Raw genomic sequence first — 23899 nt, forward strand, 5'->3', positions numbered from 1 at the left:
CCACGGCCGAGTGCTCACACACTCACGAACGGCCGATTCATCACACCGGTTACGCCCGACCAGGGCATCTCAACAAGATCCTGTTACGAGCTCTTAGGCATGGTGCCCCCAGCCGTGTGTCGACGCATCGAATGTAATGGCCACATGGGCAGGTGCGCCCGCTTTGCGGGAAGGTCACTCCGGAAGTGAACCCTCCGTGTTAGGCGCGTGGCAGCGCGTGAACCGTGGTACTGGCGGCGGCACATGCGCACATGCGTACGCGCCCCGCCGCGCTCCCCGTGCGCGGGTTCGATGCGGCCGCCTCCTTGACCACTTCGCTTAACGCGCAGGCCACGTAGGCCTTACGCTCCTGCCTGTCTTGATCTGAACCCACCGCACACGTGAAGGCGGAACGCCGAACATGGACAGCGCAGAATACGAGCGCAAGATCGCCGCCCGATTCGCCACCTTCGACCAGGACGGGTCCGGCTATATCGACCGGGAGGACTTCAGCGCGGCCGCGAAGGCCGTCCTGGCCGAATTCGGTACCACCGCCCGGTCGGACAAGGGCCAGGCCGTGTTCGCCGGCGCCGAGGCGTTCTGGCAGGGGATGGCCGGGATCGCGGATGTCGACGGGGACCAGCGGGTGTCCCGCGAGGAGTTCATCACCGGGGCGGCGAAGCGGCTGCGGGACAGCCCCCAGCGGTTCGCGGAGATCGCGCGGCCGTTCCTGCGGGCCGTGATCGCGGTGGCCGACGGAGAGGGCGGCGGCGCGGCCCCCGCAGCCGCGGCGCGGGTCCTGCGGGTCCTCGGTACTCCGCCGGAACTGGCCACGCAGGTGGCGGCGGCCCTGGACGCCGACGGCGACGGCCGCATCTCGGAGGACGAGATCCTGACGGCCTTCGCGGGCTACTGCGGGGTGGAGGCGCCGGACGCCTGACGGCGGGTTTCGCGGAGCCGCGGCCGGTGCCGGGCCGGTGCCGGGGGGTGTGCCCCCGGCAGCCGGCCGAGTCGACCCGCCCAGGGCTACGCGAAGACCACCGTGCGGCTGCCGTTGAGGAGGACGCGGTGCTCGCTGTGCCACTTCACCGCGCGCGCCAGCGCCTGGCACTCCACGTCGCGCCCGATCGCCACCAGCTGGTCAGGGGTCACCTCGTGGCCGACCCGCTCGACCTCCTGCTCGATGATCGGCCCCTCGTCCAGGTCCGCCGTCACGTAGTGCGCGGTCGCGCCGATCAGCTTCACACCTCGCGCGTGCGCCTGGTGGTACGGCTTCGCGCCCTTGAAGCTCGGCAGGAACGAGTGGTGGATGTTGATGATCCGCCCGCTCAGCTCCTTGCACAGGGTGTCGGACAGCACCTGCATGTACCGCGCGAGCACGACCAGCTCGACGTTCTCGGCGCGCACGAGCTTCAGCAGCTCCGCCTCCGCCGCCGCCTTCGTGTCCTTCGTCACCGGGATGTGCACGAACGGGACGTCGTACGAGCTCACCAGCTCCGCGAAGTCGGTGTGGTTGGAGACCACGGCCGCGATCTCGACGGGCAGGGCCCCGATCCGCGTGCGGAACAGCAGGTCGTTCAGGCAGTGGCCGAACTTCGACACCATCAGCACGATCCGCATGCGCTCGTCGGAGCGGTGGATCTGCCAGTCCATCCTGAAGGATTCGCCGATCGCGGCGAAGCTCGCGCGCAGCTTCTCCACCGTCACGGCAGGCTCGGCCTCGAAGTGCACCCGCATGAAGAAGAGTCCGGTCTCCCGGTCTCCGAACTGCTGACTGTCCACGATGTTGCAGCCGGTCATGAAGAGGTAACTCGACACGGCGTGCACGATGCCCTGCTTGTCAGGGCAGGACACGGTAAGAACGTACTGGGGCTGCGGCTGTGCCTCGGGCTGCGGGTCGCTCATGACCGCATAGCCTTTCACACCGCGCGGGTGAGGATCCTCAGCACTTCCAGCGACGTGGGCCGGACGTCCGGATCGTCCCCGTCCGCGACGGCCAGCCGTACGTGCGCCTCACGTGCGGCACGGACCGCCTCGGGCCAGGCGTGGTGCTCCAGGTAGACGGAAACGGGTGCGTCGGGCCCGACCTGGTGCAGGATGCGGAGCACCCGCAGCACGGCCAGGTCGACCAGGGCCGCCTCCTGTGAGTCGCGGAAGATCGTGCCGACGTACTTCTCGGCGGACCAGCTGTCGAGCCAGGTGTCCTCGACGAGCCGGTACACGGCGTCGGTGACGTCCCCGTACCCTTCGGCGCCGGCCAGCCAGGTGTCCTCGTGGAAGGCGGGGTCGGAGAGCATGTGCAGCGCCGAGCGCACGTTGCTGCGCCAGCGCCACCACGGCATGTCGTTCAGGGGCATGCCGCCCATGGTGGAGGAGCGGCCACCGCGTCGGGAAGGGTTCTTCGAACCTTGGGCGAATGTCACGCGTTCGATCGTACGTTCCCGCTCTCCGGGATCTTGAGGCGCATGTGAACAAACGGAATATCAACTTCCCCCCGGTAATTCACCTGGGCGTCACTCAACGTTGTGTCCATCTCACTCTCCAGTTCCCTGCGGGGCGGAATGGTGCATGGACATGACCGATCGGCGACGCGCAGCAGCCCTCACCCGAACTTTCCTGGCCACGGCGATGGGTGCGTGTCTCATCGCGGGGTGCGGGGCGCTCCCCGGAGGCACGGGGGGCTCCGGGGACACCCTCACCGTCATGACGTTCGCACCCGAGGACACCAAAGCGACGAACATGCCCGGAATGCCCGGCATGGCCAAGGCGTACGAGCGCTGGGTCAATGCCAAGGGCGGCATCAACGGGCGCAAACTCCGCGTACTGACCTGCAACGAGAAGAACACCCCCACCGGCGCCGCCGACTGCGCCCGCAAGGCGGTCAAGGAGAAGGCCATCGCCGTGGTCGGCTCCTACAGCCAGCACGGACGCGCCTTCATGGCCCCGCTGGAGGCCGAGGGCATCCCGTTCATCGGGGGGTACGGGGTCACGTCCGAGGAGTTCCAGTCGACCCTCTCCTACCCCGTCAACGGCGGCCAGCCCGTGCTCCTCGCCGGCGCCGGCCACCAGCTGGCCCGCACGTGCACCCAGGTCGCCCTGGTCCGCCCCGACACCCTCGCGGGCGACTCGATGCCGGTCCTGCTGAACGCGGGCCTCAAGGCCAACAAGCTGGCCGACGCCTCCGACATCCGGGCCGCCGAGGACTCCGCCGACTTCTCCCCGCAGGCCCGCGAGGCCCTCTCCAACACCACCTCCACCTCCTCCGCCGGTACCGCCAACGCCAAGGACTCCAAGGACTCGAAGGACGCCAAGGAGAAGGGCAAGGGCTGTGTGACGGCGGTGCTCGGCGAGCGCACCGAGACGTTCTTCGACGCCTTCCGCCGGGCCGCCGACACACAGAACCGCAAGCTGCAGATCTCCTCGGTCCTGGGCAGCGTCAGCCAGTCCCTGGTGGACCGCACCGGCGGCAAGGAGAGCCCCTTCGAGGGCGCGTTCCTGACCAGCTGGTACCCGGTGGCGGGCGACCCGCTCTGGCAGCCGATGCGCAAGGTGATCGCCGACTACGCGTTCGGCGACGACACCGTCGACCCCGACGACACCGGCGCGCAGACCACCTGGATCGCGTACACCGTGCTGAGCGAGGTCGTGAAGCGCTTCAAGGAGGACGAGGACATCACCGCCCGCAAGGTCGGGCGCATGCTCAACCAGTCGCAGGCGATCAAGACCGGCGGCCTCACCCCGGACCTGAGCTGGCGCTACCAGGACATGCGCGCCGTCGCCGGCTTCCCCCGCATCGTCAACGGCCGGGTCACCTTCCAGATCGTCCAGTCCGGCCGGCTCGTCGCCCAGGAGGGCGAGGGTTCGCTGGACATGACGTCGACGCTGGAACAGGCCCCCCGGGCGGCCTGAGCCCCGGCGGGCCCGTCAGCCCCCTCCCCGGGGAGGGGGCTGACGGTCTCAAAGCTGCGACTTGTCGCGCTTGGTGAGTCCGTACTTGGCCGCGATGTTGTTCCACAGCACCGCGGCCGATTCCTTGGCCCTCGTCGCCTCGCCGCTCGCCTTGTTGCCGGCGACGGCGTTCTCGGAGTTCTTGGCCTTGCCGTCCTTGCACTTGTCGTCGTCCACGTCGTCCGCCCAGGCCGCGTAGCTGTTGTCGGCGGCCGCGGAGGACTGCCAGGCCTTGGTGAGGGAGGCGGTCAGCTTCGCGTTCTCCGGGAGCTTGTCCACCTTGAGCTCCTGGAGGCGGGTGACGAGCTCCTCGCGCTGACGGGCCGCGTCGCGCAGGTCAGCGGCCGCCTGGTCGAGGTTCTTGCAGCTCTTGATGTCGTCCACGGCCTTGATCACCGAGGCCCGGCTGTCGTTGCTGTCCGCGAGGAGCTTGTCCAGCTGGACGGCCTGCGGGCGGGCCGGGTCCACGGGGGCCTCGCCGACGGGCGCCGACGTGGCACCGCTCGCGCTGGGCGCGACGGGCACGGCGCCCGGGTCGTTGTTCTGCGGCTTGCCGTCGCCGAGCAGCGAGCCGACGCCGAGTCCGACGACGACCAGGCCGATGATCACCGCCGCGATGATCGCGGGAGAGATCTTGCGGGCCGGCTCCGGCGGCGGGGGCGGCGCGTACTGCGGCTGCTGGAGCTGCGCTTGCGGAGGTACGGGAGCCTGCGCGCGCGGCGGGTAGGGGCGCGGCGGCGGCTGGCGCAGCACCGGCTCCTGGATCGGCGGCAGGTGCTGGGTGTGCCCGGCGGAGTCGTCGCCGCGGAACAACCCGTCAAACGGCTCGAACGGCTCCGCCCCGGCTGCGGCGGGAACCGGCGGGATGTACTGGGTCGCCGCCTCGTGATGTGCCGGGGCCGCCGGGACGGGCGGGATGTACTGGGTGGCCGCCTCGTCGTGTGCCGCGGCGGCCGGGGCCGGCGGGACCGGCGCGATGTACTGGGTGGCCGCCTCGTGATGTGCCGGGGCGGCCGGGGCCGCCGGCACCGGCGCGATGTACTGCGTCGCCGCCTCGTCGTGTGCCGGGGCCGCCGGGACCGGCGCGATGTACTGGGTGGCCGCCTCGGGCAGCGGCGGATAGCCGTAGCCGTGCGGAGCCCCCGGCCCCTCGTACCCGGGCCCCAGAACGTGGCCGGGCGCCGCCTGCTGCTGCCCGGGATGCTCCGGGTAGCCGGACGCCGGGTCCGGACCCCACGGGGCACCCGGCTGGGGGGCGCTCCCCTGTCCGTTCTCCGTCACGGGACTCCTTCTCCGACTTGCCCGAACCTACGGAACCGTCGGCTCACGCTACCGTCCCCGTGGTTGATGGCCAATGTCGGCCGAATCACCGTGGACCGGGCCGGGCCCGCCGGGCCCGCTAGGCGACCCGCGCGTCCAGCCGCGCCCCGAACTCCCGCACCGCCGCCTCGTCCCGGTACGGCTCCAGCCGCGCCCTGAAGTCGTCCAGGTACTCCGTGCCCCGGTTCGAGCGCAGCCCCTCCAGCAGATCCGCCGCCTTCGTGGCCGTGTGGCAGGCCTGCTCCACCTCCCGCTGCTGCACCTGCGCCGCCGCCAGCAGCAGCAGCCCGATGGCCCGGCGGCGCGCCTTGCCCTCCGGGAGACCCCGTAGCGCCTCCTCCGCCCGCCGGCCCGCCGCCTCGGCCTGGCCCAGGTCCCGGTGGCAGTGGGCCAGCTCGTCCGCGAGGTACGCCTGGCCGAAGTGGCGGATCCACACCGGGTCGTCGCCCGACTCCGGCTCCGCCCGCTCCAGCGCGCTGACGGCCCGCGACGACAGCACCGCCGTCGCCCGGGTGTCCCCGAGCAGCGCGTGCCCGCGCGCCTCGGCCGCGTAGAACATGGCCTCCACCCGCGGGGTGACCTGCCCCCGCGTCCCTTCCTGGGCGGCCCGCGCCAGCTGCGCGATCTCCCGCGGGTTGCCGAGCTCCGCCGCGAGGTGGCTCATCGACGCCGCGAGCACGTACCCGCCGTACGCCCGGTCGCCGGCCGCCTGGGCCAGCCGCAGGGCCTGGATGTAGTAGCGCTGGGCCAGGCCCGGCTGGCCCGTGTCCACCGCCATGTAGCCCGCGAGTTCCGTCAGCCGGGCCACTGCTGCGAACAGGGCGCGCCCGACGGGCTCCCGGTACGAGCCGCCGATCAGTCCGGACACCACGGAGTTGAGGTAGTGCACGACCACGGGCCGGACGTGCCCGCTGCCGAAGCGGTGGTCGAGTTCGGTGAGGGCCTCGGTGGTGGCCCGTACGGCCTCGACGTCGGACATGCCGACCCGCGACCCGACGCTGCGGGCGACCTGCGTGTCGGCGCCGGTGATCAGCCAGTCGCGGCTCGGCTCGACGAGCGCGGAGGCGGCCACGCTGGAGCCCGCCAGGAAGTCACGCCGGCCCACGTCGCTGCGCCACAGCTCGCAGACCTGCTCGATGGCGCCGACGACGGTCGGGGAGAACTGCAGCCCGACGCCGGAGGCCAGGTTCTTGCCGTTGGCCATGCCGATCTCGTCGATGGTGACGGCCCGGCCGAGTTTGCGCCCGATCGCCTCGGCGATGATCCCGGGGGCCCGGCCGCGCGGCTGCTGGCCGCGCAGCCAGCGGGCCACTGAGGTCTTGTCGTAACGGAGGTCGAGACCGTGTTCCGAGCCGCACATGTTGACGCGCCGGGCGAGCCCGGCGTTGGAGCACCCGGCTTCCTGGATGAGCGCCTGCAGCCGTTCGTTCGGCTGGCGGGCGACGAGAGGCCTGGCTGCCATGAAAACCCCCTGAGGCCGCGGGTGATCGTCGGAATGATCACTTCCCGCCTGATGCACGGAGAATCTTCCGCTCTGCGTCTTGTCGCTACCCAGCGACCGCGCCCCGCCCTCCCACGCGCCCCCGCACGTGCATCAGTGCGCCCCGTATGCAGGATCGATGCTCCGCCCGCCGGCCGGTTTACGCCCGTAACCCCGGGTGACCCGGGCAGTTGTGATGGGAGTGGAAGAGACCATCACAGTCACGAAGACCGCACCCATCCCCAAGCAGCGCGGGGAGCAGCTGCTGGACCATGCCGTGCGGTACGCGGAAGAGCGGCACTGGGACGTCTTCGCCGGCACCTGGCTGGAGGCGGCCGAGGGGCGGGAGTTGTGCTCCTGTGGGGCGGAGGACTGCGTAGCGCCCGGCGCCCACCCGGCGGTGGAGGACTGGGCGGCACTGGCGACCGGCAGCGCGGTGCAGGTCCGGCGGATCTGGGCGAAGAACCCGGAGGCCTCGATCCTGATGCCGACGGGCCGGACGTTCGACGCGCTGGACGTGCCGGACACCGCCGGCTTCCTGGCCCTGGCGCGGCTGGAGCGGATGCAGCGCACGATCGGACCGGTCGCGCTCGCGCCCGACAACCGGATGCTGTTCTTCGTCCTGCCCGGCGCCGGGGCCAAGATGACGGACCTGGTGCGCAAGCTGGGCTGGACTCCGTCGGCGATCGACCTCGCCGCCCGGGGCGAGGGCGAGTACGTGGCCGCCCCGCCCACCCGCTTCGGCGGCCGGGGCTCGGTCCAGTGGGCGCGTCGGCCCACGCCGGCGAACCGGTGGCTGCCGGACACCGAGGAGCTGATCGACGTACTGGCGTACGCGTGCGGGAGCGAGGCGGCGGCCGAGCGCAAGCGGCGCCAGGGCTGACCCCGGCGACTTTGCGGACAGGGACATTACTGACCGGAAACTGATGACATAAGTAACTGCTCAGGCCTCTTCCCGTCCTCCTATGGTGAGGAAGTACGACCAACGGGGACGTGTGACGAGAGGCAGGCGCATGCCGGACCAGGGTGATGCGACGAGCGGGACGTACGGGACGGGTGGCGCGGGATCCGCGCCGTCCGCCGTGCGGGTGGAAGGTCTGTGGAAGCGCTTCGGCGAGCAGGTGGCCGTCGCCGGGATCGACCTGGAACTGCCCGCGGGCAAGTTCATCGGGCTGGTCGGCCCGAACGGGGCGGGCAAGACGACGACGCTGTCGATGGTGACCGGGCTGCTGCGCCCGGACATGGGGCGGGTGCTGGTCGCCGGGCACGACGTGTGGGCGGACCCGGTCGAGGTGAAGGCGCGGATCGGCGTACTGCCGGAGGGGCTGCGGCTCTTCGAGCGGCTGTCGGGGCGGGAACTGCTCGGCTACATGGGCCGCTTGCGCGGGCTGTCGGGCGAGGAGACGGACAAGCGGGCGACGCAGCTGCTGGACGTCCTGGACCTCGCGGGCTCGCAGCACAAGCTGGTCGTGGACTACTCGACGGGCATGCGCAAGAAGATCGGCCTGGCGGCCGCACTGCTGCACAACCCCGAAGTGCTCTTCCTGGACGAGCCGTTCGAGGGCGTGGACCCGGTGTCCGCGCAGACCATCCGCGGAGTGCTGGAACGTTACACCGACTCCGGCGCCACGGTCGTCTTCTCCTCCCACGTGATGGAGCTCGTCGAGTCGCTGTGCGACTGGGTGGCCGTCATGGCCGCCGGGCGGATCCGCGCCGCGGGCCCGCTGGCCGACGTACGGGGCTCCGCGCCCTCCCTGCAGGCCGCCTTCCTCGAACTGGTCGGCGCGCACGGGCGCGACGCGGCCGGGGACTCGCTGGACTGGCTGGGCGGCGGCACCGGTACGGCGGCCGCCCGATGACCACGACCGGCGCTCTCGCCACGCCCGCCACACCTGCCGCTGCGGCCACCGCCGCCGGGTCCGTCCCGGTGACCGCCGTGTTCGTCCGGCTGAAGCTGTCGCTGCTGCGCAACGGGCTCAAGGGCTCCTCCAAGCGCAAGGCCGCCTGGATCAGTTCCCTGGTCCTCGCGCTCGTCGTCGGCTTCTTCGTCACGCTCGGCCTGGCCATGCTGCACGGCAACGCCCACGCGGGCACGGTCGTCGTGCTGCTGGCCGCGATCCTGGCGCTCGCCTGGACCGTCATGCCGCTGTTCTTCCCCGGCGGGGACGAGACGCTCGACCCGAGCCGGCTGGTGATGCTGCCGCTGCGCCCGCGTCCCCTCGTACGGGCCCTCCTGGCCTCCTCGCTGGTCGGCATCGGACCGCTGTTCACGCTGTGCCTGGCGGTCGGCTCGGTACTGGCCGTCGCGCGGGGCGGCGCGGGCATCGCGGCCGCGTTGGTGGCCGTGCCGCTGCTGCTGCTGGGCTGCGTGACCCTCGCCCGCGCGGTGGCCACGGCCAACGTGCGGCTGCTGACCAGCCGTAAGGGGCGCGACCTGGCGCTGCTCAGCGGTCTGCTGATCGCGGTGGGCGCGCAGCTGGTCAACTTCGCCAGCCAGCGCCTGTTCCAGTCCGGCGGCCTGGCCCAGCTGGAGCCCGCCGAGGCGGTGGTGCGGTGGCTGCCGCCGGCGACCGCCGTCGGCATGGTGGACTCGGCCAGCGAGGGCGCGTACGGGGTCGCCGCGGCCCAGCTGGCGCTCACCGTCGGCGCGCTGGCCCTGCTGCTCTGGTTCTGGGAGCGCAGCCTGACCAAGCTGATGGTCACACCGGACGGCTCGACGATCGCGGCCGCCAAGCCGGAGAAGGAACGCGGCGCGGGCGGCTTCTGGTCGCTGCTGCCGGCGGGCCGGACGGGCGCGGCCATGCAGCGGACCCTGCGCTACACGGTCCGCGACCCGAAGACGAAGTCGGCCTTCGTGACCGCGCTGGCGATCGGCCTGATCGTCCCGGTCTTCAACGCGCTGCAGGGCACGGGATCCATCTACCTGGCCTGCTTCGGCGCCGGAATGCTCGGCGTCCAGATGTACAACCAGTTCGGGCAGGACACCTCGGCGTTCTGGATGGTGGCGCAGACCATCTCCACCCGTCGCGACGCGTACGTGGAGCTGCGCGCCCGCGCCGCCGCGCTGGCCCTGGTCACCGTCCCGTACACGGTCTTCGTCACGGCGGTCACGGCCGCCCTGGTCGGCAACTGGTCCGGCTTCCCCGCGGCCCTGGGCCTGGCCCTGGCGCTGCTGGGCGCGATGCTCTGCACGGGGGCGATCGCCTCGGGCCGCTTCCCGTACTCGATCCCGTCGGACGGCGCCTTCAAGAACGCCGCCCCGGGGCAGGGCGGCCTTGCCTGGATGAGCGTCTTCGGCGGAATGCTGGCGTCGGCGCTGCTCTGCGCCCCGGTGATCGCCCTGACGATCTGGCTCAACGTGGCGGACCACCAGGACGTCTCCTGGCTGCTGCTCCCGCTGGGCGCGGCCTGGGGCGCACTGGCGACCTGGTCGGGCCTGCGCCTGTCGGCGCCGACGGTGGCACGGAGGCTGCCGGAGATCCTGGCGTCGGTGAGCAAGGGCTGACGCCGACCGTTCAGCGGACGGCGAGCAGGACCAGTACCGCGACGGAGCCGGCGAAGACGACGCCGTGCCGGAGGTTCTGGAGGTAGGGCATGACCCGGCGGGGGAAGCCCTTCTCGGCGGCGCCGAGCATGGACGCGACATCTATGCGCCCGAGTTCGGCGCCGCCGCTCTTCGCGAAGGCGGCGGTCACGGAGGGGACCGCGGTCAGGTTCGAGTAGAGGATCACGCAGTTCACGAGGATCGCGAGCGGCCGCACGATCCAGGAGAGGGTCACGCCCCACCCGCTCCCGACGAGGGTGAACGCGGCGGGGACGGCGAGTGCGAGGGCGACGCCCACGGGGGCCCAGGTCTCGTGACCGCCCCAGTCGAGCCGCATGCCGTTCTCGGCCATGACGGTGGTCCGCACCCCCCTGCCGGGCCAGCTCGGCCTCGACGGCGGCCTGGCGCGCCCTCCGTAGCGGCGGCGGCGTTCATGCCGGGTTCCTCTTTCTTCGGTGGCTGCCTGGCGACGTGCAGACCATGTCGCCGCCCCCTGACACCCCCCGGACAAGTCGCTGACAGCCCGCTGACACCGCCCCTGGCCGCGTGTAACGTGGCGATCTTCGGGCGGCGTAGGCCCCCGGAGTCATGAAGGTGAATGCCCATGACCGTTGGCGAACTGCCCGTCGTGTGGAGCCTGTCCCCCGCTGATGTCCGGGCGGGGTGGCGTGCACTGTGGTGGAGTGCGGGGGCCGACGGCGAGCTCGCCGTGATGCTGGTACAGGAGCGGTACCTGAGCCGCGAGAAGTATCCGAGGGGCTGGATCGGATGGCGCGTTCAGCAGCCGTTCGACGCCGAGCTGGTCGTCGTCTCGCGTCGGGGAGAGCGGCGTACGCCGATCCTCGGCATAGACGTGCGGCCCAGCCACCTGGCCCTCCTCCCGGAGTCCCGGTTCCTCCTCGTGTCAGGCCGTACCCACCGCGTGGGGGAGGGCGCGTGGCGGAAGAACGCCGTCGTGTACTCCCCCGAGGGCCGGCCGGAGGGCGCCTTCTGCATCGGTGACGACATCCCGGCCCTGGTCACCGACCGCAGCGGGGGAATCTGGACCGCCTACGGCGACGAGGGCATCTACGGGGACCACCCGGAGTCCGCTGCCGGTCTGGCGGGCTGGAACACCCGTGGTCTCGCCACGTGGGCACCGGACGGGAGACTGCCCGACTGGCCGCTGGAAGGCTGTACGGCGGCCACGGAGGGCGAGTTGGTGTGGCTGGTCTGGTACAGCCCCAAAGGTACGTTCCTCACTCGGATCACACCCTCCACCGGCGAAGTCACCAGCTACCGCAGCCCGGTGAAGGAACCGGACGGCTTCGCCGTGCGCGGCAACCGTGCGGTCCTCACCAGCCGCGAGCACGACGAGCCCACCGTTGCTGTGACCCGCGTCGAGTTGGTCGACGACGGGTGCGTGGTCACCGAGGAGGAGCGGGTGAGCGTCCCCGGCCGGGTGGTCCTGCGGTGCGGCCAGGGACGTGACGGCACGCTGTGGCTGCGCGCCGGTGACAGCTGGGTGCGCATCGAGGCCTGAGCCGCCGCCGCACGGCTCAGATCTGAGCTGCCTTGATGCCGTCGAGGAAGGGTTCCAGGGCGGCGCGCCAGGCCGTCGGCTGGTCGTAGTGGAGGTAGTGGCCCGCGTCCGGGATTTCCGCGTACTGCCCGGCCGGGAGGACGCGGACCATTTCCTGGGCTTCGGCCCGGCCCAGTTCACCGTCCAGGCCGCGGACCACGAGGGCGGGGCAGCGGACTTGGGCCAGTTCCTCCCAGTGGGCGTCGTGGACCCAGGTCTCGCGGGCCGTCAGCATCTGGCGGCGGGAGAAGAGCGGGCGCCAGCCGTCCGCGGCCTCGTGCATGACCTCTGCGAAGAAGGCACCCCGGCCGGGGTCGGGGCGCTCCACCCGGGGGTCGTCCTCGCCGAACCAGCGGCGGGCCGCGTCCTGGGTGGGGAAGGGCAGGGGCCAGCGGTGGAACCAGTCCTCCCACTCCTGCTGCGAGGCTTCGCCGAGGGCCGAGGCGCGCATGTCGCAGATGACCAGGGCATCGACCAGGTCCGGGCGGCGGGCGGCGAGCTGCCAGGCGGTCAGGGCGCCCATGGAGTGGCCGATCAGCGTCACGGGGGCGAGACCGAGCTGCTCGATGACGGCTTCGGCGTCGGCCACGAAGGCTTCCCGTGTGTACGGACCGTCCGGCGGGCGGTCGCTCTGGCCGTGGCCGCGCTGGTCGAGGGCGATGACGCGGCGGTGCTCGGCGAGCCAGCGCGCGGTACCGGCCCAGTGGAAGGCGCGGCCCATGAGCCCGTGGAGTAACAGCACCGCCGGGCGGGAGTCGGTCTCACCCGACGGCGGTTCGGCCGCCGCCCGATGCGATTCCGTTTCGCGGAACTCCCAGGCGGCCAGGCGTACGCCGTCGGACCCTGTCACATCGATGCGCTGTACCACCGCAGATGCACCCCCTTCGCTCCCGGCCAGACTATCGAACCCGCATTCGAAAACAGGCTTCTCGCCGACAACACCGCTCTTTCGAGTGACCTTGCTCAAGGATTGGCCGCCACTGCCGAGGGAGATCCTTTCAACAGGGAGGCGGGCCGCTCGGGGAAGACGGTCCGAAGGGGACGACCTTGAGAGCTCGGGGCTCCAGGTCACAAGGGGAGGACCGGTCCCGGCGCCGCGAGGCGCCGGGACCGCCCACACCAGGACCGACCCGTACGGGCGGGATCCCTACGACGTCAACGCTTCGCCACGAACACGTGAGACGCCACATCCGCCTCCAGCTCGGCGGCTTCGCCGCCGCTGCCCACCAGCACACCACCCGGGGACGCGGTCACGCTCACCACCGAGCCGGGCTGCACGCCCGCCCGCCGCAGCGTGTACATCAGCTGGGCGTCCGTCTGGATCGGCTCCCCGATCCGGCGCACGACCACGGTCTTGCCGTCGGTGCCCGGTTCCAGCTCGGCAAGGCTGATCATGCCGTCCGCCAGGAACGGGTCCGCCTCGGCCTTCTCGCCCAGCTCCTCCAGGCCCGGGATCGGATTCCCGTACGGCGACTCGGTCGGGTGGCGCAGCAGCTCCAGCACCCGCCGCTCCACCGCCTCGCTCATCACGTGCTCCCAGCGGCAGGCCTCGGCGTGCACCTGCTCCCATTCCAGGCCGATGACGTCGACGAGGAGGCACTCGGCGAGCCGGTGCTTGCGCATGACGCGCGTCGCCAGCCTCCGCCCCTCGTCCGTCAGCTCCAGGTGCCGGTCGCTGGCGACGGCCACCAGGCCGTCCCGCTCCATCCGCGCCACCGTCTGGCTCACCGTCGGTCCGCTCTGGTCGAGCCGCTCGGCGATACGGGCGCGCATGGGGACCACACCTTCCTCTTCCAGCTCAAGGATGGTGCGGAGATACATCTCCGTGGTGTCGATCAGTCCGGACATTCGTGCCCCTCGGATAGCGTGCGCTGGCCCTGTCCCCAATTCTGACGCATCGGGCCGACAACCGTCCCGTGCCGAGCGTCAAGCCCCCTCCCGGACATCTCCGCATCGCCTTTCGTTCGGGGATTGACGTTCGTATTGACACGCCCTTGGTCCAGACCGCACGGTGAGCGGCGGACACGGACTCATCCCACCCCCGGAAGGCCTTCGGCGCATGAGCGAGAGCAAGCTGGCCGGTCAGTTCTTCGACGCCGCCATCGGCCTGCTGGAGCGGGTCCGCAACGAGGAGGGCGGGCGGATCGCCGAGGCCGGCTCCCTCGTCGCCGACGCCGTCGCCGCCGGGAACCGGCTCTTCGCCTTCGGCGCCGGGCACTCCTCGCTCCCCGCCCAGGACGTCGTCTACCGGGCCGGCGGACTGGCCCTGATGAACTTCCTCGCCGTACCGGGCACGGCCGGAGTCGACGTCATGCCGGCGACGCTGGGCAGCGCCCTGGAACGGGTCGACGGTCTCGCCGGCGCGGTCCTGGACAGCAGCCCCGCCTCCGACGGCGACGTCCTCGTGATCATCTCCCTCTCGGGGCGCAACGCCCTGCCGGTCGAGATGGCCATGAACGCCCGCGCCATCGGCCTCAAGGTGATCGGCGTGACCTCGGTGGCGTACGCGACCGGGACCAAGTCACGGCACGTCTCGGGCACCTTCCTCAAGGACCACTGCGACGTCGTCCTCGACAGCAAGATCGCGGTCGGCGACGCCGAGCTGACCCTCGACGGCATCGACGCGCCCTTCGCCCCCGCCTCCACCGTCGTGACCAGCGCGATCATGCAGGCGGTCATGGCCGCGGCGGCCGGCGAGCTCGTCGCCCGCGGCGTGGAGCCGCCGCTGCTGCGATCGGGCAACGTGGACGGCGGCCACGAGTGGAACGGCCGCGTGATGCAGGAGTACGGGGACCGGATCTTCTTCCGGCACTAGGGGGTGGCGGGCCCTCAGTGACCGGCGGTGGCGCGGGGCCGCGCGGCGAGGGCGGACCACCACACGGACGCGAGCAGCAGCACGCCCGGGGCGATTCCGGCGACGGCCGCCACGGCCGAGGCTCCCGCACCGGACGCGCCGAGGAGCAGTCCGGCGGCGCCACAGGCCGACATCGCGGCCCCGAGCAGACGCAGCGAGGCCTGTTGCCACGCGGCCGCTAGGGCGAAGAAGTGCAGTCCGACGACGAGCGCGATCCACGCCACCGTCAGGTGCGGGGCATGGAGTACCCACTTCAGAACGACGATCCCGGCCAGCGCGGCGATCGCCTCGGCGGCCACCACCAGCCAGTAGCGCCGCCCGAAGGCCGTGCCCGCAGCGCCGTCGGCAACGGTGCGGTCCACCGGGGGCCGTGGCGTGAGGAACAGGCCGACGAACGCGGCTACGGCGAGCAGCCGCAGCGGGACGGCGAGCGGCGACACGGCGCCGGCGTTCACCCCGATGAAGGCGAGGCCGAACGCACCGCCGATGATCAAGCCCGTACGCCCCCGTGTCATGGCGTCCAGTGTGCCGAATTCGATCATGGATTCCAAGCCGGAGGCCGCTCCTGGGAAGGATCCGGGAGTCAGGTCCGGGCCCGGCCCGGCTAGGGCGTGTTTCGGGACGCAAGGTCCAGGTCGGCCGCGATCCGGGCCGCGATCTCCTCCGCGTACGCCGCGTCCGCGCGCTCGAAGGCGGCCCGCGACGGCCCGCGCAGGAAGGTCAGCGCGCCCAGGGTGCGGCCGCGGCTGCGCAGCACCGTGCACAGCGCGTGCGCCGCGCCCTCCGGCCACTGGCGGGTCCGCGCCCACCGCGGGTCCGCCTCCCCCCGCGGGGCGCTGGTGCGCACCGAGCCGATCCGGTCGAGCGCCTGCAGCGCCGGATGCCCGGCCTCGTACCGCACGGGGATCGACCCGGGCCCCGGCAGCGCGGGCGGCGCGACCGCGGACCGTACGAGCCTGCGCCGTTCGGGGCCGGCCGACAGGTCCAGTACGTCGAGCAGCCCGTGCTCGGCGAAGCCGGCCAGCGCGAAGTCCAGGCGCACGGCCGCGGCCTCGGCCGGGTCCTCGCACTCGGCGGCGGCCCGCCCCGCGCGGTGCAGCTGGTGGGACCGGAAGCGCAGCTGTGCGGTGTCCAGCTGCGCCTGCCGGGCCTCAGTGACGTCCTGGAACAGCCAGCCGACCCCGAGCGGCACCGGCTCCTCCGCCAGCGGCGAGGCCAGCCGCAGGAATCCGCACCGCAGGCAGCGCCGCCGTACCCCCTCCGAGGTGCGCACCGACACCCACAGCTCCACCGGCGCGGGCGGCGCCCCCTCCGCGAGCACGTGCTGGAGCGCGCCCTCCAGCTCCTCCACGCCCTGGACGAGCAGTTCCCCGAGCGGACGGCCGAGCAGCGCGGTGCGCCCGGTCCCGAGGGCGCGCGCGGCGTGCGCGTTGACCACGGCGGGCCGCAGGTCGACGTCGACGAGGACGACGCCCCACGCGGCGTCCTCCAGCAGGGCCTCGCTCAGCGCGATGGACCGTTCCAGGTCGATCTGCGCGTGCACTTCGCTGAAGGCGCAGTACACCCCGGCGGGCCTCCCGTCCGCGCCCGGCACCCCGGCCGACTGGGTGCGTACGAGGATGCGCCCGCCGTCCTTGGTCAGCAGCGCGAACTCGTGCACCTGCCGGCCGGGCACGTCCTGGGCGGCCATGAGTCTGTCCTGCACGTCCTGCGCGTCGGCGGCTCGCACCGCCCATCCCTCGAAGCCCTTGCGCCCCACGGCCTCGGCGGCGGACCAGCCCAGGATCCGCTCGGCCTCGCGGTTCCAGTGGGTGATCACGCCGTCGGCGTCGAACGCGCACAGGGCGGCGTCCATCCCGTCCAGCAGCGCTGCGAGCAGATCGTCGTCGGTCTCGTTACGTCCGAAAGCACTCACCCGGCACCCCCCGCAGGTGTTCGCGTGTGCGGCACGTCAGATCATTGAACTGGAACGTGACGCAGCCCACACCGTTTTCCGTGGATTGGGTACACGAAATCCGGTCCTGATCCGCGACTCGGTCTGCGATCGCGCCCGGCCGTCAAGAAATAAACGGTTGTGGCCTCGGGAGCGCCTGCCTAGGCTCTGTCGTACACGAGAAGGGAGGTGGTTCCCGAAATGTACGGAAACCGGACGCGTGAGGTGACTGCGGGCTAAGCGCCCGTCGTCGCACGCACCCAGTGCGGTGCCCGGCGGAATCGCCTGGCGCCAATCCACAGCAGTCACCCGACCCGCGGGCTCGCCGGTACGTCCGGCCGGCCTCTCCCACTGCAGGGGAGAGACCCGAGCCCGCGGGTCGCCTGCATTTGCGGGCCTGCGGGGCTACGGGGCTACGGGCAGAGACGCTCGACGCGCCACTTGTCGGACTCCACGCCCTCCCGGACGTACCGCAGACGGTCATGGAGGCGGTTCTCGTGGCCCTGCCAGAACTCCACCTCGTGAGGCGTGACCCGGATGCCGCCCCACTGCGGCGGGACCGGGACCTGCTCGCCCTCCGGGTAGCGTGCGGCGAGCTCGGCGTAGCGGCGGTCCAGTTCCGCGCGGGAGCCGATCACCGTGGACTGCTCGCTGGCCCAGGCCCCCAGCTGCGAGCCGTGCGGGCGGGAGCGGAAGTACGCCGCCGTCTCGTCGCGGCCGATACGGGCGGCCGTGCCGGTGACGACGACCTGGCGGGCGATGGGGTGCCAGGGGAACAGCAGGGCGATGTGCGGGTTCTCGGCGAGCTCGCGGCCCTTGCGGGATCCATAGTTGGTGAAGAAGACGAAGCCCCGCTCGTCGAACTGCTTGAGCAGCACCGTACGGGAGCTGGGGCGGCCGTCGGCGGTCGCCGTCGAGACGATCATCGCGTTCGGTTCGAAGACGTGCGCGTCGGCGGCCTGCTGGAACCACCGGGCGAACTGCCGCAGTGGATCCTCGGCGAGGCTCTCCTCCTCGACGATCTGCGAGCGGTACTGCTTGCGCATGGTGGCGGGGTCAAGGTCCTGGTCGGTCACCCGGGCCATCCTGCCGCAGCCGGACCATCGGCGGTGTGCCGTATGTCACGCTTCCGCAGTTCATCCGGAACGGACAAAATCTTGGGGCCGGTCCGAAGGTCCCCGCACGGATGACCATCGGCCGTGCCGGGCATCAACGGGGATGACCGCGCCGGACCGCGAATCACGCCGGGAGCCGCGCGTGTTCGCACTATCTGAGGAGCCGCCTGATGTCCGACTTCGTACCCGGGCTCGAAGGGGTCGTCGCGTTCGAAACGGAGATCGCCGAACCGGATAAGGAAGGCGGTGCGCTCCGCTACCGCGGAGTAGACATCGAGGACCTCGTCGGTCACGTCTCCTTCGGGAACGTCTGGGGCCTGCTGGTCGACGGTGCTTTCAACCCCGGCCTGCCCGCCGCCGAGCCCTTCCCCATCCCGGTCCACTCCGGCGACATCCGCGTCGACGTGCAGTCCGCGCTCGCCATGCTCGCCCCCGTGTGGGGTCTGAAACCGCTCCTGGACATCGACGAGCGCACCGCGCGCGACGATCTCGCGCGGGCGGCCGTCATGGCGCTCTCGTACGTCGCCCAGTCCGCCCGCGGCCAGGGCCTGCCGATGGTGCCGCAGCGGGAGATCGACAAGGCCGAGTCCGTCGTCGAGCGGTTCATGATCCGCTGGCGGGGCGAGCCGGACCCCAAGCACGTCAAGGCGGTCGACGCGTACTGGACCTCGGCCGCCGAGCACGGCATGAACGCCTCCACGTTCACCGCGCGGGTCATCGCTTCCACCGGTGCGGACGTGGCGGCCGCGCTGTCCGGCGCCGTCGGCGCGATGTCCGGGCCGCTGCACGGTGGGGCGCCGTCCCGCGTCCTCGGCATGATCGAGGAGATCGAGCGCACCGGCGACGCCGTCGCGTACGTGAAGAAGGCCCTGGACAAGGGTGAGCGGCTGATGGGCTTCGGACACCGCGTCTACCGGGCCGAGGACCCGCGTGCGCGCGTGCTGCGGCGTACCGCCAAGGAGCTGGACGCGCCGCGCTACGAGGTGGCCGCCGCGCTGGAGAAGGCCGCGCTGGAGGAGCTGCACGCGCGCCGTCCCGACCGGGTGCTGGCCACCAACGTGGAGTTCTGGGCCGCGATCATGCTGGACTTCGCGGAGGTGCCGGCGCACATGTTCACCTCGATGTTCAGCTGCGCCCGTACCGCCGGCTGGTCGGCGCACATCCTGGAGCAGAAGCGCACCGGTCGCCTGGTGCGTCCGTCGGCCCGCTACATCGGGCCGGGGCGGCGTGACCCCCGCGACATCGTGGGGTACGCCGACATCGCCGAGACGGCCTGATCGCCTCTCGCACGCCAGGGCGTCGTATCCCGGTCCGTCCGGGGTGCGGCGCCCTTCGCGTTCCCGTGCTCGCGTGCGCTCGCGTGCTCGTGCGCTCCCGTGCGCGCGTTCAGCCCAGGGCCGCGTCCAGGATGCGGGCCCACTGGGCGACCACGCGGGCGCGCCGGGCCGTGTCGTCGGTGAGGACATTGGCCAGGCCTAGGCCGCGCGCCATGTCGAGGAGACCCTGCACGGTCTCGCGTACGCCGGGAACGGACTCGTCGGCGCCCAGCAGTTCGACGGCGATGCGGTGGGTCTCGCGGCCGACGCGGGCCTCCAGTTCGGTGACCCGGGGGCGGAGCTGCTCCTCGTTGGAGGCGGCGACCCACAGCTGGAGGGCGGCCCGGAAGAGGGTGCCCGTGTACAGGTCCACGAGCGCCTCCACCACGGAGGCGCGGGCGGCGGGGCCGGCGTGGAATAGCTCGCGCAGGGCCGTGGACCGCTCCTCGGCGACGTACTCGACGGCCGCGGTGAAGAGGTCCTCGCGGGTCGGGAAGTGGTGCTGGGCCGCGCCGCGCGAGACGCCGGCGCGTTCGGCGACGACGGAGACGGTGGAGCCGGCCCAGCCGTGTTCGGCCAGGCAGGAGACGGCGGCTTCCAGGAGGTGCCGGCGGGTGACTCGGCTGCGGGCCTGCTTCGGCCCGTGCGTGGGGCCCTGCTTCGGGCTGGTCACAGCGACCACGACGGGTCCCGGCGCTCGAAGCGGGCGGTGATGCCCTCGCGGGCCTCGGCGGAGGCGAAGAGTTCCGCGGACAGCTCCGTCAGGCGGGCGCCGTCGCGGTCCAGGGCCTCGCGTACGGAGGCGGCGGTCAGCGCCTTGGTGGTGGCCAGGCCCTGCGGTGAGGCCTTGCGCAGGCCGGCGAGGACGGGCTCCAGGGCCTCGTCGACGTCGTCGGCGTGCAGGGTCAGCAGGCCGATCCGGGTGGCTTCGGCGGCGTCGAAGCGCTCGGCGGTGAGGAAGTAGCGGGCGGCGGCGCGCGGATCGAGGCGCGGGAGCAGCGGCATGGAGATCACGGCGGGCGCGAGGCCGAGGTGGGTCTCGGTGAAGGCGTACGAGGACTGCGGGCCGGCGGCTGCGATGTCGCAGACGCCGAGCAGACCGAGGCCGCCGGCCCGGACGTGGCCGGTGACGCGGGCCACGACCGGCTTGGGCAGGTCGGCGATCTCCCGGAGCAGGGCCAGGAAGTCGGCCGGGGCGGAGGGGGACTTGAGGTCGGCGCCCGCGCAGAAGGTGGTGCCGGTGTGGGTGAGGACGAGGGCGCGGACCGCCGGGTCCGCGGCGGCGGTGGCGAGGGCGGCGCGGAGGTCCCCGACGAGGGCTTCGGACAGCGCGTTGCGGTTGGCCGGGGAGTCCAGGGTGAGCGTGGCTACGCCGGTCGCTTGCGCGGCGTGCACGAGTGGGGGCATGTCTCCTCCGGAGCGGGGTGTACGGAACGGGCGGGGTCTCCCCGGGGGAGGGTATGCGGTGGCCCTGGCGGGCCTCTCCGCCGGTTCCCTGCCGGGGGCTTGGCCGAGTCGGGCTCGGCTGCGCGGGGCCACGGTGCCGGGGCTGGGGTGGGGGCCGGGGTGGGGGCCGGGGCCGGGGCCGGGGTGGGGTGTCGGCCGGGACTGCATGATTTATGGCGCCCCAGGCCGTGCTTCGGCCCTTACGGGCCTGACACGCGCCACAAATCACGTTTTACGTCCCTGCCAACACCCCACCCCGTCCCCGTCCCCGGCCGGCACGTCGGTCCCTGTCGGCCCTAGTAGGACTTGGGGAGGCCCAGGGTCTGGTGGGAGACGAAGTTGAGGATCATCTCGCGGCTGACCGGGGCGATACGGGCGACGCGGGCGGCGGTGATCAGGGAGGCCAGGCCGTATTCGCGGGTGAGGCCGTTGCCTCCGAGGGTGTGGACGGACTGGTCCACCGCGCGCACGCAGGCTTCGGCGGCGGCGTACTTGGCCATGTTCGCGGCCTCGCCCGCGCCCATGTCGTCGCCCGCGTCGTAGAGATGGGCGGCCTTCTGCATCATCAGGCGGGCCAGTTCCAGCTCGATGTGGGCTGCGGCCAGAGGGTGTGCCACGGCCTGGTGGGAGCCGATGGGGTCCTTCCAGACCTGGCGGGTCTTGGCGTAGTCGACGGCCTTGGCGAGGGCGTAGCGGCCCATGCCGATGGCGAAGGCGGCGGTCATGATGCGTTCGGGGTTGAGTCCGGCGAAGAGCTGGAGGAGGCCCGCGTCCTCATCGCCGACCAGGGCGTCGGCCGGCAGCCGTACCTCGTCCAGTGCCAGTTCGAACTGCTTTTCCGCCGCCTGGAGTTCCATGTCGATCGGCGTGTGGGCGAAGCCGGGGGCGTCCCTGGGGACGATGAACAGGCACGGCTTGAGACGGCCGGTGCGGGCGTCTTCGGTGCGGCCGACGATGAGGGTGGCGTCGGCGATGTCGACGCCGGAGATGAAGACCTTGCGGCCGGTGAGGATCCAGTCGTCGCCGTCGCGGCGGGCGGTGGTGGTGATGCGGTGGGAGTTGGAGCCGGCGTCGGGTTCGGTGATGCCGAAGGCCATGGTGCGGCTGCCGTCGGCGAGGCCGGGGAGCCAGGACCGCTTCTGGTCCTCGGTGCCGAAGCGGGAGATGACCGTGCCGCAGATGGCGGGTGACACGACCATCATGAGGAGGGGGCAGCCCGCGGCGCCGAGCTCTTCGAGGACGATGGACAGTTCGGCGATGCCGCCGCCACCGCCGCCGTACTCCTCGGGCAGGTTGACGCCGAGGTAGCCGAGCTTGGCGGCGTCGGCCCACAGCTCGTCGGGGTGGCCGCCCTCGCGGGCGAGGTCGGCGAGGTACGCGCGGCCGTACTTCTGGCCGAGGGCGGCGACCGCCGTGCGCAGGGCCTTGTGCTCTTCGGTTTCGATGACGGGGCTCATGATTGCGGTGCCTCCTGTGCTTCCTGGACTACGGCGAGCAGGGCGCCGAACTCGACCTGTTGGCCGGTGGCGGCGTGGAGCGCGGTGAGCGTGCCGGAGGCGGGAGCGAGGATGCGGTGCTCCATCTTCATGGCCTCCAGCCAGAGCAGGGGCTGCCCGGCGGTGACGGGGCTGCCGGGAGCGAGGCCCTCGGCGACGCGGACCACGGTGCCGGGCATGGGGGCGAGCAGGGAGCCCGGTTCGGTGCGGTCCTGGGGGTCGGCGAACCGGGGGACGACGGTGAGGGTGTGGGATCCGCAGAGCGCCGAGTCGACGTAGACCTCGCCCTTGTTCGAATTTTGTTTCACGTGGAACATGCGGCGGATTCCCTCGACTTCGAGGGTGACGAGGGTGGGGCTCGTGGCCAGGACCCGGACTCCCGGGTGGTCCACAGGGTGGTAACGGACCTCGTATTCGGCGGCCGCGGTGCCGGCCGCCGTGTAGCGGCGCGTCTGGGGCTGGGAGCGGACGTTGCGCCAGCCGCCGAGGCGGGCGGCGAGTGGGGCGTCGGGGGCCGGGGCGGCCTGGGCGAGGGCCGCGGCCAGGGCGGACAGGGTGGCGTCCGGGGCTTCCTCGGTGAGGGCCGTGAGGTGGCGTTCGTAGAAACCGGTGTCGAGCTGTCCGGCGGTGAACTCCGGGTGGCGCAGGGACCGTACGAGGAGCTCGCGGTTGGTGGTGAGCCCGTGGATGCGGGCTCCGGCGAGCGCGTGGGCGAGGGCGCGTACGGCCTCGGCACGAGTGGGGGCGTGGGCGACGACCTTGGCGAGCATGGGGTCGTAGTGGATGCCCACGGTGTCCCCGTCGGTGAAGCCGGTGTCCACGCGGACCTCGCCCGGGACTGCGAGGGTGTGCAGGACTCCGGTCTGGGGCCGCCAGTCCTGGGCCGGGTCCTCGGCGTAGAGGCGGGCCTCCACGGCGTGGCCGGTGGGCGGTGGCGGGGTCAGGGGCAGGGCCGCGCCCTCGGCGACGCGCAGCTGGAGGGCGACGAGGTCGAGACCGAAGACGGCCTCGGTCACGGGGTGTTCGACCTGGAGCCGGGTGTTCATCTCCAGGAAGTACGGGAGCCCGTCGGCGGTGACGAGGAACTCGACCGTGCCCGCGCCCTGGTAGGAGACGGCGCGGGCGGCGGCGACGGCGGCCTCGTGCAGGGTCTCGCGCAGGCGGTCCGGCAGGCCCGGTGCGGGGGCCTCCTCGATGACCTTCTGGTGGCGCCGCTGGAGGGAGCAGTCGCGGGTGCCCAGCGCCCAGACCGTGCCGTGGGCGTCGGCGAGGATCTGCACCTCGACGTGGCGGGCGCGCTCCACGTAGGGCTCGGCGAAGACCTCGCCGTCGCCGAAGGCGGATCGGGCCTCGGCGCAGGCGCCTTCCAGTTCCTCCTTGAGGGCGTCGAGATCGCGGACGACGCGCATCCCGCGGCCGCCTCCCCCGGCCGCGGCCTTCAGGAGGAGGGGCAGGTCGGCGGCGGTGGCGGTGGCCGGGTCGACGGGGTCGAGGAGCGGGACCCCGGCGGCGCGCATCAGCTCCTTCGCACGGGTCTTGGAGGCCATGGCCTCGATGGCCTCGGGCGGCGGGCCGATCCAGGTCAGCCCGGCGGCCTGGACCTCGCGGGCGAAGCCGGCGTTCTCGGAGAGGAAGCCGTAGCCGGGGTGGACGGCGTCGGCCCCGGCGGCGAGTGCCGCCTTGATGATCAGGTCGCCGCGCAGGTAGGTGTCGGCGGGGGCCGCGCCGGGGAGGCGTACGGCCGCGTCGGCGGCGCGGACGTGGAGGGCGTCGGCGTCCGGGTCGGAGTGGACGGCCACGGTGGCCAGGCCCAGGGCCCGGGCGGTGCGGAAGACACGGACGGCGATCTCGCCGCGGTTGGCCACCAGTACGGCCGAAAGGGGGGTGCTGGACAGGGTCATGTGCGG

General features: G+C 72.3%; 22 protein-coding genes. 8 read left to right on the forward strand and 14 right to left on the reverse strand.

Annotated features, from left to right (window positions below):
• Nucleotides 1-400: 400 nt before the first annotated feature.
• Complete coding sequence (locus ACFYOB_RS24805; protein WP_388562887.1) at nt 401-919, forward strand: EF-hand domain-containing protein; 519 nt, start codon at nt 401-403, stop codon at nt 917-919.
• Between the two features lie 86 nt (nt 920-1005).
• Here the strand turns inward: ACFYOB_RS24805 and purU are convergent, their stop codons facing one another.
• On the reverse strand, nt 1006-1884 hold the full coding sequence (purU, locus tag ACFYOB_RS24810; protein WP_388562889.1) for a formyltetrahydrofolate deformylase: 879 nt from the start codon (nt 1882-1884) through the stop codon (nt 1006-1008).
• 14 nt (nt 1885-1898) lie between these two features.
• Nucleotides 1899-2345, reverse strand: coding sequence for a hypothetical protein (locus ACFYOB_RS24815; RefSeq protein ID WP_328930318.1), 447 nt, complete (start codon nt 2343-2345; stop codon nt 1899-1901).
• 208 nt (nt 2346-2553) lie between these two features.
• Here ACFYOB_RS24815 and ACFYOB_RS24820 point away from each other — a divergent pair, with 208 nt between their 5' ends.
• The gene (locus tag ACFYOB_RS24820; protein ID WP_388562891.1) at nt 2554-3888 is read left to right on the forward strand and encodes an ABC transporter substrate-binding protein; all 1335 of its coding nucleotides are present in this window, start codon (nt 2554-2556) and stop codon (nt 3886-3888) included.
• A gap of 48 nt (nt 3889-3936) precedes the next feature.
• On the opposite strand, the gene ACFYOB_RS24825 is transcribed toward ACFYOB_RS24820, so the two are convergent.
• Both ACFYOB_RS24825 and ACFYOB_RS24830 read right to left on the reverse strand, forming a co-directional pair.
• Complete coding sequence (locus ACFYOB_RS24825) at nt 3937-5208, reverse strand: hypothetical protein (RefSeq protein WP_388562893.1); 1272 nt, start codon at nt 5206-5208, stop codon at nt 3937-3939.
• 118 nt (nt 5209-5326) lie between these two features.
• Nucleotides 5327-6709: a transcriptional regulator gene (locus ACFYOB_RS24830; protein ID WP_388562895.1), complete on the reverse strand. Its 1383-nt coding sequence runs from the start codon at nt 6707-6709 to the stop codon at nt 5327-5329.
• A 214-nt stretch (nt 6710-6923) separates the two neighbouring features.
• On the opposite strand from ACFYOB_RS24830, the gene ACFYOB_RS24835 reads away from it, so the two are divergent.
• The 3 genes from ACFYOB_RS24835 (at nt 6924) to ACFYOB_RS24845 (ending at nt 10232) form a co-directional block, all read left to right on the forward strand.
• Nucleotides 6924-7610, forward strand: coding sequence for a bifunctional DNA primase/polymerase (locus ACFYOB_RS24835; protein ID WP_388562897.1), 687 nt, complete (start codon nt 6924-6926; stop codon nt 7608-7610).
• 130 nt (nt 7611-7740) lie between these two features.
• Nucleotides 7741-8586 carry an ABC transporter ATP-binding protein gene (locus tag ACFYOB_RS24840; protein ID WP_388562899.1) on the forward strand — a complete coding sequence of 282 codons (846 nt, stop codon included), beginning with the start codon at nt 7741-7743 and terminating at the stop codon, nt 8584-8586.
• The gene (locus ACFYOB_RS24845) at nt 8583-10232 is read left to right on the forward strand and encodes a transporter (RefSeq protein ID WP_388562901.1); all 1650 of its coding nucleotides are present in this window, start codon (nt 8583-8585) and stop codon (nt 10230-10232) included. The genes ACFYOB_RS24840 and ACFYOB_RS24845 overlap by 4 nt, the downstream gene beginning before the upstream one ends.
• Before the next feature lie 10 nt (nt 10233-10242).
• Here ACFYOB_RS24845 and ACFYOB_RS24850 read toward each other — a convergent pair whose 3' ends face one another.
• Nucleotides 10243-10623, reverse strand: a complete 381-nt coding sequence (locus tag ACFYOB_RS24850; protein ID WP_388562903.1) for a hypothetical protein — start codon at nt 10621-10623, stop codon at nt 10243-10245.
• A 252-nt stretch (nt 10624-10875) separates the two neighbouring features.
• Between ACFYOB_RS24850 and ACFYOB_RS24855 the strand changes: the two genes are divergently transcribed.
• A complete protein-coding gene (locus ACFYOB_RS24855; RefSeq protein WP_388562905.1) occupies nt 10876-11793 on the forward strand; it encodes a hypothetical protein in 918 nt (305 codons plus the stop codon).
• Between the two features lie 16 nt (nt 11794-11809).
• Here the strand turns inward: ACFYOB_RS24855 and ACFYOB_RS24860 are convergent, their stop codons facing one another.
• Both ACFYOB_RS24860 and ACFYOB_RS24865 read right to left on the reverse strand, forming a co-directional pair.
• The gene (locus tag ACFYOB_RS24860) at nt 11810-12700 is read right to left on the reverse strand and encodes an alpha/beta fold hydrolase (RefSeq protein WP_388562907.1); all 891 of its coding nucleotides are present in this window, start codon (nt 12698-12700) and stop codon (nt 11810-11812) included.
• Nucleotides 12701-12987: 287 nt separating this feature from the next.
• On the reverse strand, nt 12988-13680 hold the full coding sequence (locus ACFYOB_RS24865; RefSeq protein ID WP_388562909.1) for a metal-dependent transcriptional regulator: 693 nt from the start codon (nt 13678-13680) through the stop codon (nt 12988-12990).
• Between the two features lie 211 nt (nt 13681-13891).
• Between ACFYOB_RS24865 and ACFYOB_RS24870 the strand changes: the two genes are divergently transcribed.
• Nucleotides 13892-14647, forward strand: coding sequence for an SIS domain-containing protein (locus ACFYOB_RS24870; protein ID WP_388562911.1), 756 nt, complete (start codon nt 13892-13894; stop codon nt 14645-14647).
• A gap of 14 nt (nt 14648-14661) precedes the next feature.
• Here the strand turns inward: ACFYOB_RS24870 and ACFYOB_RS24875 are convergent, their stop codons facing one another.
• From ACFYOB_RS24875 to pdxH, 3 genes are all read right to left on the reverse strand, one after another.
• On the reverse strand, nt 14662-15228 hold the full coding sequence (locus tag ACFYOB_RS24875; protein WP_388563225.1) for a hypothetical protein: 567 nt from the start codon (nt 15226-15228) through the stop codon (nt 14662-14664).
• A gap of 62 nt (nt 15229-15290) precedes the next feature.
• Nucleotides 15291-16601: a PAS domain-containing protein gene (locus ACFYOB_RS24880; protein WP_388562913.1), complete on the reverse strand. Its 1311-nt coding sequence runs from the start codon at nt 16599-16601 to the stop codon at nt 15291-15293.
• A 431-nt stretch (nt 16602-17032) separates the two neighbouring features.
• Nucleotides 17033-17704: a pyridoxamine 5'-phosphate oxidase gene (gene pdxH, locus ACFYOB_RS24885; RefSeq protein WP_388562915.1), complete on the reverse strand. Its 672-nt coding sequence runs from the start codon at nt 17702-17704 to the stop codon at nt 17033-17035.
• A gap of 200 nt (nt 17705-17904) precedes the next feature.
• Here pdxH and ACFYOB_RS24890 point away from each other — a divergent pair, with 200 nt between their 5' ends.
• Nucleotides 17905-19011 carry a citrate synthase 2 gene (locus ACFYOB_RS24890; RefSeq protein WP_328926274.1) on the forward strand — a complete coding sequence of 369 codons (1107 nt, stop codon included), beginning with the start codon at nt 17905-17907 and terminating at the stop codon, nt 19009-19011.
• A 109-nt stretch (nt 19012-19120) separates the two neighbouring features.
• Here ACFYOB_RS24890 and ACFYOB_RS24895 read toward each other — a convergent pair whose 3' ends face one another.
• From ACFYOB_RS24895 to ACFYOB_RS24910, 4 genes are all read right to left on the reverse strand, one after another.
• Complete coding sequence (locus ACFYOB_RS24895; protein WP_388562917.1) at nt 19121-19732, reverse strand: TetR/AcrR family transcriptional regulator; 612 nt, start codon at nt 19730-19732, stop codon at nt 19121-19123.
• Nucleotides 19720-20457: an enoyl-CoA hydratase family protein gene (locus ACFYOB_RS24900; protein WP_388562919.1), complete on the reverse strand. Its 738-nt coding sequence runs from the start codon at nt 20455-20457 to the stop codon at nt 19720-19722. Before ACFYOB_RS24900 ends, ACFYOB_RS24895 begins: the two co-directional genes overlap by 13 nt.
• Before the next feature lie 335 nt (nt 20458-20792).
• Nucleotides 20793-21953: an acyl-CoA dehydrogenase family protein gene (locus tag ACFYOB_RS24905; protein ID WP_388562921.1), complete on the reverse strand. Its 1161-nt coding sequence runs from the start codon at nt 21951-21953 to the stop codon at nt 20793-20795.
• Nucleotides 21950-23893 carry an acetyl/propionyl/methylcrotonyl-CoA carboxylase subunit alpha gene (locus ACFYOB_RS24910; protein WP_388562923.1) on the reverse strand — a complete coding sequence of 648 codons (1944 nt, stop codon included), beginning with the start codon at nt 23891-23893 and terminating at the stop codon, nt 21950-21952. Before ACFYOB_RS24910 ends, ACFYOB_RS24905 begins: the two co-directional genes overlap by 4 nt.
• Between the last annotated feature and the right edge of the window lie 6 nt (nt 23894-23899).

Source organism: Streptomyces sp. NPDC006463, from assembly GCF_042870715.1.
Taxonomy (GTDB): Bacteria; Actinomycetota; Actinomycetes; order Streptomycetales; family Streptomycetaceae; genus Streptomyces.

Bases quoted from the DNA above. Each gene is read 5' to 3' on its own strand.
- ACFYOB_RS24805 (WP_388562887.1), top strand. From the start codon at position 401: ATGGACAGCGCAGAATACGAGCGCAAGATCGCCGCCCGATTCGCCACC.
- purU (WP_388562889.1), bottom strand. From the start codon at position 1,884: ATGAGCGACCCGCAGCCCGAGGCACAGCCGCAGCCCCAGTACGTTCTT.
- ACFYOB_RS24815 (WP_328930318.1), bottom strand. From the start codon at position 2,345: ATGGGCGGCATGCCCCTGAACGACATGCCGTGGTGGCGCTGGCGCAGC.
- ACFYOB_RS24820 (WP_388562891.1), top strand. From the start codon at position 2,554: ATGACCGATCGGCGACGCGCAGCAGCCCTCACCCGAACTTTCCTGGCC.
- ACFYOB_RS24830 (WP_388562895.1), bottom strand. From the start codon at position 6,709: ATGGCAGCCAGGCCTCTCGTCGCCCGCCAGCCGAACGAACGGCTGCAG.
- ACFYOB_RS24835 (WP_388562897.1), top strand. From the start codon at position 6,924: ATGGGAGTGGAAGAGACCATCACAGTCACGAAGACCGCACCCATCCCC.
- ACFYOB_RS24840 (WP_388562899.1), top strand. From the start codon at position 7,741: ATGCCGGACCAGGGTGATGCGACGAGCGGGACGTACGGGACGGGTGGC.
- ACFYOB_RS24845 (WP_388562901.1), top strand. From the start codon at position 8,583: ATGACCACGACCGGCGCTCTCGCCACGCCCGCCACACCTGCCGCTGCG.
- ACFYOB_RS24850 (WP_388562903.1), bottom strand. From the start codon at position 10,623: ATGGCCGAGAACGGCATGCGGCTCGACTGGGGCGGTCACGAGACCTGG.
- ACFYOB_RS24855 (WP_388562905.1), top strand. From the start codon at position 10,876: ATGACCGTTGGCGAACTGCCCGTCGTGTGGAGCCTGTCCCCCGCTGAT.
- ACFYOB_RS24865 (WP_388562909.1), bottom strand. From the start codon at position 13,680: ATGTCCGGACTGATCGACACCACGGAGATGTATCTCCGCACCATCCTT.
- ACFYOB_RS24870 (WP_388562911.1), top strand. From the start codon at position 13,892: ATGAGCGAGAGCAAGCTGGCCGGTCAGTTCTTCGACGCCGCCATCGGC.
- ACFYOB_RS24875 (WP_388563225.1), bottom strand. From the start codon at position 15,228: ATGATCGAATTCGGCACACTGGACGCCATGACACGGGGGCGTACGGGC.
- pdxH (WP_388562915.1), bottom strand. From the start codon at position 17,704: ATGGCCCGGGTGACCGACCAGGACCTTGACCCCGCCACCATGCGCAAG.
- ACFYOB_RS24890 (WP_328926274.1), top strand. From the start codon at position 17,905: ATGTCCGACTTCGTACCCGGGCTCGAAGGGGTCGTCGCGTTCGAAACG.
- ACFYOB_RS24900 (WP_388562919.1), bottom strand. From the start codon at position 20,457: ATGCCCCCACTCGTGCACGCCGCGCAAGCGACCGGCGTAGCCACGCTC.
- ACFYOB_RS24905 (WP_388562921.1), bottom strand. From the start codon at position 21,953: ATGAGCCCCGTCATCGAAACCGAAGAGCACAAGGCCCTGCGCACGGCG.
- ACFYOB_RS24910 (WP_388562923.1), bottom strand. From the start codon at position 23,893: ATGACCCTGTCCAGCACCCCCCTTTCGGCCGTACTGGTGGCCAACCGC.